At 61.3% G+C, this 7859-nt stretch carries 10 protein-coding genes; 9 read left to right on the top strand and 1 reads right to left on the bottom strand.

The genetic code is table 11. The features are described 5' to 3' along the window. The 9 genes from NX780_RS17250 to NX780_RS17210 all read left to right on the top strand — a co-directional run. On the top strand, positions 1 to 204 hold a 204-nt coding region (locus NX780_RS17250), incomplete at its 5' end, for a hypothetical protein (RefSeq protein ID WP_258829116.1). Positions 205 to 373: 169 nt separating this feature from the next. After that, a complete protein-coding gene (locus tag NX780_RS17245; RefSeq protein WP_258829115.1) occupies positions 374 to 691 on the top strand; it encodes an FmdB family zinc ribbon protein in 318 nt (105 codons plus the stop codon). A gap of 67 nt (positions 692 to 758) precedes the next feature. Further along, positions 759 to 1346 carry a DUF502 domain-containing protein gene (locus tag NX780_RS17240; RefSeq protein WP_258829114.1) on the top strand — a complete coding sequence of 196 codons (588 nt, stop codon included), beginning with the start codon at positions 759 to 761 and terminating at the stop codon, positions 1344 to 1346. A gap of 82 nt (positions 1347 to 1428) precedes the next feature. Further along, a complete protein-coding gene (aspS, locus tag NX780_RS17235; RefSeq protein ID WP_258829113.1) occupies positions 1429 to 3222 on the top strand; it encodes an aspartate--tRNA ligase in 1794 nt (597 codons plus the stop codon). An 88-nt stretch (positions 3223 to 3310) separates the two neighbouring features. Beyond that, on the top strand, positions 3311 to 3766 hold the full coding sequence (gene nudB, locus NX780_RS17230; protein ID WP_258829112.1) for a dihydroneopterin triphosphate diphosphatase: 456 nt from the start codon (positions 3311 to 3313) through the stop codon (positions 3764 to 3766). A gap of 376 nt (positions 3767 to 4142) precedes the next feature. After that, positions 4143 to 4346, top strand: coding sequence for a hypothetical protein (locus tag NX780_RS17225; RefSeq protein ID WP_258829111.1), 204 nt, complete (start codon positions 4143 to 4145; stop codon positions 4344 to 4346). 98 nt (positions 4347 to 4444) lie between these two features. Further along, the gene (locus NX780_RS17220; RefSeq protein ID WP_258829110.1) at positions 4445 to 5254 is read left to right on the top strand and encodes an endonuclease/exonuclease/phosphatase family protein; all 810 of its coding nucleotides are present in this window, start codon (positions 4445 to 4447) and stop codon (positions 5252 to 5254) included. A gap of 15 nt (positions 5255 to 5269) precedes the next feature. After that, positions 5270 to 6430, top strand: coding sequence for a cardiolipin synthase ClsB (gene clsB / locus NX780_RS17215; protein WP_258829109.1), 1161 nt, complete (start codon positions 5270 to 5272; stop codon positions 6428 to 6430). 20 nt (positions 6431 to 6450) lie between these two features. After that, positions 6451 to 6834 (top strand): RNA-binding S4 domain-containing protein, encoded by a 384-nt coding sequence (locus tag NX780_RS17210; protein ID WP_258829108.1) that lies wholly within the window; start codon positions 6451 to 6453, stop codon positions 6832 to 6834. A 52-nt stretch (positions 6835 to 6886) separates the two neighbouring features. Here NX780_RS17210 and NX780_RS17205 read toward each other — a convergent pair whose 3' ends face one another. Continuing rightward, the gene (locus tag NX780_RS17205; RefSeq protein WP_258829107.1) at positions 6887 to 7738 is read right to left on the bottom strand and encodes a transposase; all 852 of its coding nucleotides are present in this window, start codon (positions 7736 to 7738) and stop codon (positions 6887 to 6889) included. Between the last annotated feature and the right edge of the window lie 121 nt (positions 7739 to 7859).

Below are 7859 nucleotides of genomic sequence, written 5' to 3'. Positions count from 1 at the left end.
GAAGCAACACCACAGTTCACCTTGACCCAACAGCAAACGGTGACAGCGCCAAAGAAAAGCCCGCACAAGGCGGGCTCGGGAAAAGCAGTTTTCTTCTATGGACCAGCGGCGGCAGACGCCGCGCAAAATCTTCTGTTTCTTCTTAACTTTGGGCAGCAGAGCTTTCTCTACTGCCATCATGTTCGAAGGAAAGATGCTATTTAATCACCCCGGGCTGTCCTTGCGCAAACGAAACACGCGTTGTCGATGATTAAAAACAACACCTCGGCCATATCCCCTGGGCCGTCCCCCGGCTCCGCTGCGGGCAAAATAGGCAAGGGTGCATGCAAAAGCTTTATAATTCAGGGTTTTGAAGATTTTTGCGGAGTATCAGATGCCGATTTACGCTTACCGCTGCGATGAATGCGGTTTTACCAAGGATGTACTGCAAAAAATTTCTGATCCGGTCCTGACGGTCTGCCCCTCCTGCGGCAAGGAAGCCTTCAAAAAGCAAGTGACTGCTGCGGGCTTCCAGCTCAAGGGTACCGGCTGGTACGTGACGGACTTCCGTGGCGGCACGCCGCCGGCCACCGGCACCAGCGCCAGCAGCAACGGCGCCGCCGCGCCGGCAGCCTCGAGCGATGCCGGCAGCACGGCCAGCACCCCGGCCCCCGCGCCCGCAGCGACCGGCGGCGACAAGAGCAGTACTTGAAGTACCTGAGAGCATGACCTGCTGCGGCTGATGAAGCCGCAGCCCTGAACAAGAACAAGAGAACGCGATGCGCAAATATTTCCTGACTGGCTTGCTGGTGCTGGTACCCCTGGCGATCACCGCCTGGGTGCTGAGCCTGATCATCACCACGCTCGACCAGTCGCTGCTGTTCGTACCGGAAGCCTGGCAGCCGCGCTCGCTGTTCGGCATGGACGTCCCCGGCTTCGGCGCGGTCCTGACGATCGCCATCGTGTTCCTGACGGGCCTCCTGACCAATAACCTGATCGGCGGCTACATCGTGCGCCTGGGCGACCGCGTCATGAAGCGCATCCCGGTCGTCAGCTCGCTGTACGGCAGCGTCAAGCAGGTGTCGGACACGCTGTTCTCATCCTCGGGCAACGCCTTCCGCACGCCTGTCCTGATCCCGTATCCGCACGCGGATTCCTATACCATCGCATTCCTGACCGGCGTTCCGGGCGGGGACGTCAAGAACCACCTGGTGGGCGACTACGTGAGCGTCTATGTGCCGACCACCCCGAACCCGACCTCGGGCTTTTTCCTGATGATGGAACGCAGCAAGGTCGTGGAACTGAACATGTCGGTCGACGCGGCGCTCAAGCACATCGTTTCGATGGGCGTCGTCGCTCCAGACTGAGCACACCCGAACAACGCAGCATCAAAGAATAGGCTCTGGCCTTTAACGAACCAACCAACCTGGAACGAAAACTATGTCCTCCATGCGTACTCACTACTGCGGCCTCGTCACCGAGGAACTGCTGGGCCAAACCGTCAGCCTGTGTGGCTGGGTGCACCGTCGCCGCGACCACGGCGGCGTGATCTTCATCGACCTGCGCGACCGCGAAGGCCTGGTGCAGGTGGTCTGCCACCCGGATAACGCCGAGGTGTTCAAGGCCGCGGAACACGTGCGCAACGAGTACTGCCTGCGCATCACCGGCACGGTCGTGAACCGCCTGGAAGGCACCGCCAACGCCAACCTGAAGTCGGGCAAGATCGAGATCAACACCACCAACCTGGAAGTGCTGAACGCATCGGTGCCGGTGCCCTTCCAGCTGGACGACGACAACCTGTCGGAAACCACCCGCCTGACCCACCGCGTGCTCGACCTGCGCCGCCAGCAGATGCAGCACAACCTGCGCCTGCGCTACAAGGTGTCGATGGAAGTGCGCAAGTACCTCGACAACCTGGGCTTCATCGACATCGAAACCCCGATGCTGACCAAGTCGACCCCGGAAGGCGCGCGCGACTATCTCGTCCCCTCGCGCGTCAACCCGGGCAACTTCTTCGCGCTGCCGCAGTCGCCGCAGCTGTTCAAGCAGCTGCTGATGGTCGCCAACTTCGACCGCTACTACCAGATCACCAAGTGCTTCCGCGATGAAGACCTGCGCGCCGACCGCCAGCCGGAATTCACCCAGATCGACTGCGAAACCTCCTTCCTGACCGAACAGGAAATCCGTGACCTGTTCGAAGACATGATGCGCGTCGTCTTCAAGAACGCCGCCGGCATCGACCTGCCGAATCCGTTCCCGGTGATGGACTTCGCCACCGCCATGGGCTCCTACGGTTCGGACAAGCCGGACATGCGCGTCAAGCTGCAGTTCACCGAACTGACCGAGCTGATGAAGTCGGTCGAGTTCAAGGTCTTCAACAGCGCCGCCAACATGCCGGGCGGCCGCGTGGTCGGCCTGCGCGTGCCGCAGGGCGGTTCGATGCCGCGTTCGGAAATCGACGCGTACACCCAGTTCGTCGCCATCTACGGCGCCAAGGGCCTGGCCTACATCAAGGTCAACGAGAAGGCCAAGGGCCGTGACGGCCTGCAGTCGCCGATCGTCAAGAACATCTCGGACGACGTGCTGGCGCAGATCCTGGAACTGACGGGCGCCGAAGACGGCGACCTGATCTTCTTCGGCGCCGACAAGGCCAAGGTCGTCAACGACGCCATCGGCGCGCTGCGCGTGAAGATCGGCCACTCGGAATTCGGCAAGAAGGCCGGCCTGTTCGACGACGTCTGGGCGCCGCTGTGGGTCATCGACTTTCCGATGTTCGAGTACGACGAAGACGGCGACCGCTGGAACGCCACCCACCACCCCTTCACCGCACCGAAGGATGGCCACGAAGACATGCTCGAGACCAACCCGGGCGCCTGTGTCGCCAAGGCCTACGACATGGTCCTGAACGGCTGGGAACTGGGCGGCGGCTCGATCCGTATCCACCGTGAAGACGTGCAGAGCAAGGTGTTCCGCGCCCTGAAGATCGACGCCGAGGAAGCGCAGCTGAAGTTCGGCTTCCTGCTCGACGCCCTGCAGTACGGCGCGCCGCCGCACGGTGGCCTGGCCTTCGGCCTGGACCGCCTCATCACCCTGATGACCGGCTCCGAGTCGATCCGCGACGTGATCGCCTTCCCGAAGACCCAGCGCGCGCAAGACCTGCTCACCAACGCGCCGTCGGAAGTCGACGAGAAGCAGCTCAAGGAACTGCACATCCGCCTGCGCAACGAGCCGAAAGTCGCTTAAGTAGGGTGGTCGGCTTTGCCGACCATGCGTTCAACTCACGCGGGCGCAGCCACACAATGGCTTCGCCCGCGTTTGTTTTTTCTGGCCCATGCCCCACAAGATCCCCGAATCGGTCCTCGTCGTCATCCATACTTCCGAGATGGAAGTCCTGCTCATCGAACGCGCCGACCGCCCGGGTTTCTGGCAATCCGTCACCGGCTCGCTCGACGCCCTCGACGAACCCCTGATCCAGGCCGCCACGCGCGAACTGTTCGAGGAAACCGGCATCGTCGCCGATGGCGAAACGATCCGCCTGCACGACTGGCAGCTCTCCAATGTCTACGAGATCTACCCGGTCTGGCGCCACCGCTACGCCCCGGGCGTCACCCACAATACGGAGCATATTTTCTCCGTCTGCGTGCCGCGCGACATCCCGATTATTCTGAGCCCGCGCGAACACTTGCGGTATGCCTGGCTACCCTGGCTGGAGGCCGCCGACCGCTGTTTCTCGTCCTCGAATGCGGAAGCCATCCTGCAACTGCCGCGCCATGCCGGATACAGCTGAGCAGGTGTTTGTAGTCTGCTCACTCTCTTTGATAATTTACTATAAGTAACTGATTCTAAAGAGAAATATTCCTGTATCGACGCTGCAACATCTCAACTTTTTTTCTCCCTGTTGAGATAGACAAATTCACTACTTTATTCCGTGCGTGAGCGCACCTTGTGCGCGCCCAATTTGTAAGGATTTGTCGCTTTTCCCTATGAAAGTTTAACTGTGACAAGCGTTTCTGTCACAATTTGTAACCAAATGAAATTAGACAATTTCCTATCTGCACGATAGATTCGTCGTTTGACAGGGCGAACTGTTCAGAATATCGTCCACCGAGTCGCGTGCAATTATTTCGCGGCGGAACTCTAACTAGACATCTGGGAGAAAGACAATGGACCAACACCTGAAGTTCGACGACATGGTCAAGGAAATCAGCATTGGTAATGGCTGCCTCCACGTCGACCTGTCGAATGGCCTGCGCTTGTCCGGACCTTTGGGCTCCAACGATGACGTGACCCGTGCATCGCAACGCCCGCGCCGCATGATGGTCAGCGGCCACGAAGCCATCAACAGCCAGGCGCTCGCCTTCAGCTGACGCCCCCAGCGGGCCAAGGCCCGCACCAGATCACCCGGCAGCGCACAATTGGGCCTCGTTCCACGAGGACAACCGCCCGATGCGGTTAGAATGTTCCCATGAAAATTCGTGTGGCTACCTACAACATTCACAAGGGCGTCTCGTCATTGCGCAGTACGCCCCGGGTGATCGCCCTGAAGAAAGCAATCGCCGAATTCCACGCCGACATCGTGTTCCTGCAGGAAGTGCAGGGCAGGCATGATCGCTTCCAGGCCCGTTATGGCAAGGAAGAGCATGCGCACCGGCACTGGCCCGAAACGGCACAGTACGATTATTTCAAAGGCGAAAAGCACCACAGCGCCTACGGCATGAACGCGGTCTACGACCACGGCCACCACGGCAATGCGCTGCTGAGCTGTTTCGCTATCGAGAATTCCCATAACCACGACGTCTCCGACCACGCCTACGAGCAGCGCGGCATCCTGCACTGCGTGCTCGAGACGCCTGCAGGCAAGATCCACTGCTACGTGGTCCACCTGGGCCTCTTCGAAGGCAGCCGCGGACGCCAGACTGCCGCCCTGATCGAGGCCGTCAATGCATCGTCCGAAGGCGAACCCGTCATCATCGCCGGCGACTTCAACGATTGGCGCAATACCCTGAGCGACCGCCTGCGCAACGCGCTCGGCGTCGTCGAGGTATTCGACGAGCTGGGGCCGAAATCGGCCCTCGGCGACATGGTGCGCAGCTCGGCCGGCCGCCAGCCGCGCCTGGCCCCGGCGCGCACCTTCCCGGCGATGCTGCCCTGGTTCCGCCTCGACCGCATCTACGTGCGCGGCTTCAAGGTCGACAACGCGCAGGTGATGCACGGGCCCCTGTGGGCCAAGCTGTCCGACCACGCACCCATCGTGGCGGAACTGCAGCTCGGTTAGCGCCCGGCAGCGCCCATGCGCCACGTCAGCTTCGTAGACGACAACGACGTCACCCTGCTGGAAAGCGGCACCGCCTTCTTCCCGGCGCTCATTGCCGCGCTCGATGCGGCCCAGTACGACGTCCTGTTCGAAACCTATATCTTCGCCGAGGACCCGACCGGCGACATGGTCCGCGACGCCCTGATCCGCGCGGCGCAGCGCGGCGTGAAGGTACGCGTGCTGGTCGACTGGATCGGCACCGAGCACGGCCCGTCCCAGCGTCTGGGGGCGATTTTCGCCCAGGCCGGCGTGCAGTACCGCGTCTTCAACCCCTGGTGCAAGCGCGGCATCGCCCGCTCGCACCGCAAGATCGCCGTGGTCGACCGCACGGTCGCTTTCGTGGGCGGCATCAACGTCAACGACGACTGGCTGTGCGACCACGCCGCCCACCAGCGCCTGGCGGCGCCGCGCTGGGACTTCACGGTGCAGGTCCGCGGGCCGCTCGTCGCCCAGATCCATGACGAGGCCCAGGGCCAGTGGCTGCGCGCGGGACGCCTGAAGCTCAAGCAGCGCATCGAGCTGTTCAAGGAAATGCGCAAGGAACCGCCGCAGACCTGCAAATACCCGGCGCGCGCCGCCTTCGTGGTGCGCGACAACCTGCGCAACCGTTCCACCATCCAGCGCGCCTACCTGCAGGCCCTGGGGCGCGCGAAGCACAGCGTGCTGCTGGCCACCCCGTACTTCGCCCCGGGCCGCAAGTTCCGCAAGGCGCTGGCGCACGCGGCGCGGCGCGGCGTGCAAGTGACCCTTTTAATTGGCGTGGGTGAGTTCCATATACAGGATGCGGTGGCGCATTCCTTCTATCCCAAGCTGCTGGCCGATGGCATCAAGGTGGTCGAGTATCGCAAGACCCAGCTGCACGCCAAGGTCGCGGTGGTCGACGACGACTGGGCGACGGTTGGCTCGAGCAACTGCGACGGCCTGTCCCTGTTCCTGAATCAGGAGGCCAATGTCGTGGTGCTGGACGAACGCTTCGCCGCCACCATGCGCGCCCATATCGAACGCGCCATCCTTGACGGCGTGCCCGTGCGCGCCGAGGAATTCGCCCACATCGGCTGGCTGCGCCGCGCGAGTTATGGGGCGGCCTACATGGTGTATAAACTGATCATGCGGATCTTCGCGATCGGCTATGCATAAAAGGAAGTAACAGGAACACCATGGAAGACAAGAACGTACGAATCGACAAATGGCTATGGGCGGCGCGCTTCTTCAAGACCCGCTCGCTGGCCACCGACGCGATCGACCGCGGCCGCGTCCGCATCGACGGCGAACCCGTCAAGCCGGCGCGCAATGTGAAGGTGAACGACAAGCTGCTCATCGATAACGGCTCGGACCGCTGGGAAGTGATCGTCGCCGCCCTCTCGGACACCCGCGGCCCCGCACCGGTCGCGCGCACGCTGTATTTCGAAACCGACGAGAGCATCGCCAAGCGCGAAAACGACAAGACGGCGCGCCGCCTGTTCCCCGAACCCAGCCTCGACATCAAGGGCCGCCCGACCAAGCGCGACCGCCGGGCGATCAGCCGCATCACGGACGAATAGGCCCACCTCCAACCCCTGGTGTCAGGTCTGACATTCGGACACGGGCTCTTCTTTAAGCCTGCTTTATCGGCCTTTCGAACGCAGCAACCGCTCGGCTGACTGTCTTGGTCGATACATCGAAGGCCTGTGCAATTTGCGGCATCGTGAAGGCCGTCGAGAGGTAAGCCCGGGCCATCGCTTCGTCTCTGTCAGCATATCTGGTCTGGTAGTCGGCCAGTGTCAGGGTGACTGCTTGGCGCTCGATCCTGGCCGCCTCGGCAAACTCTTCGGCCCATTGCAATTGCTGATGGGTCGAAACAAAGTCGTCGTTGCCCAATAGGACTCCATGACGGGTGGCCGCAAGCGGACTCGCCTGACCAAGGCCGGCCTGAACGAAGGCCTGGTAGGCGGCGATGGCATCGGCCTGTGTCGTACCGAATTGACTGAGCAGCCAGTCACGCTTGAGCCACTCGGGCGGGTGGCGCGCGCCGATGAGAAAGTGGTGGCTGGTCCAGGGCCATTCGTCCAGAGATGAAACCATGTTGGCGCGGATCGGATTCAAGACGATGTAACGGCTTACTTCCAGGAGATGGCTTTCCTTCTGCACCAGGATGGCTTTGTAGCGTCCCTGGAATAGATGTCCCACAAGCTCGTATCGACGACTGATGAGCTGCGCGTAATGTCCGTTCAGCTGGCGCATTCCCCGGGAGAGATTTGCTTCCGCAGTTTCGATCAGCAAATGATAGTGATTCGTCATCTGGCAAAAGCTGTGGATGACGAAATGATGTCGCTTGCACACCTGATCAAGAATGTTCAGCCATGCGTAGCGATCAGCATCATGGCGATAGATTGGCTGACCTCGATTGCCTCGTGATGTGACATGGTAAAGAGCGCCGGGAAATTCGAGTCTGATTGGTCTTGTCATGCTGGTAAGGTACTGAACATATTTTTGTTCAGGCTGAGATTGCGCAGGCGCCCATCGGGAAGACTTCCAAGTGCTTCAAGCTGTCGGAAGAAAGTGCACTACGGTTGAGATCGTGTCCGAA

Source organism: Massilia agri, from assembly GCF_024753255.1.
Lineage (GTDB): Bacteria > Pseudomonadota > Gammaproteobacteria > Burkholderiales > Burkholderiaceae_D > Telluria > Telluria agri.
The sequence above is the reverse complement of the archived record's forward strand: the minus strand, read 5'-3'. Positions and strand labels throughout refer to the sequence as shown.